Annotated in this window: 1 pseudogene; it reads right to left on the bottom strand. The window is 35.1% G+C overall.

Going from position 1 to position 656, the window contains the following annotated elements:
• Positions 1-656: pseudogene (locus ACYU7A_RS12320) on the bottom strand (hypothetical protein); the annotation flags it as partial.

The following is a 656-nucleotide window of genomic DNA, read 5'->3' on the forward strand; positions in this document are numbered from 1 at the left end:
ACCACTAGCATCACATGTAGAATAAGGTGATGGTTCATTAAGTTCTGGTTTTGGATTAACAAAAATAGTTAATGCCTCAACTGGTCCTGGACATCCTGTAGCGATATTAGTAGCTCTTACATAAATCGTTTGTGGATTACTTATATTGGTATAATTTGATGAAATTGGAATGGTTGCTGCTGAATCAAAATAGAAATTCAAGGTGTAACCCGATAATGGTAAAGCATTTCCTGCTAGAAGTTGTGCTATACGCGTATTTGAACTTAAATTAAACAAGGTAAATCCATCGGTATCATCATCACACTCTTGAAAACTTAACCCCGAAACAATAATTGGCACTGGATTAACTATTACTGGTTGCTCTACAAGAACATAACAATTTTGTCCATTGGTTCCTGTAAAAACATTACTCTCTACTCTAATCCATACATTACCACTTACACTAGCGTTTGTTGGACTTGTTATTTCATTAGTTGGTGGTATTGCAATAGCATCATTATAACTTGGATAATAATGTAGTGTTACATTTGGATCGCCATTAGCAATGTAAGCAGCATTAGTAGTTAAATCAAAGATTTCACTTCCATCATTTGGACCAATATCATCACAAGCTTCAAGCTCAAAACCAGTCATGTTGGTATTTGGTGTAGGAACTG

Source organism: Flavobacterium koreense (assembly GCF_054776075.1).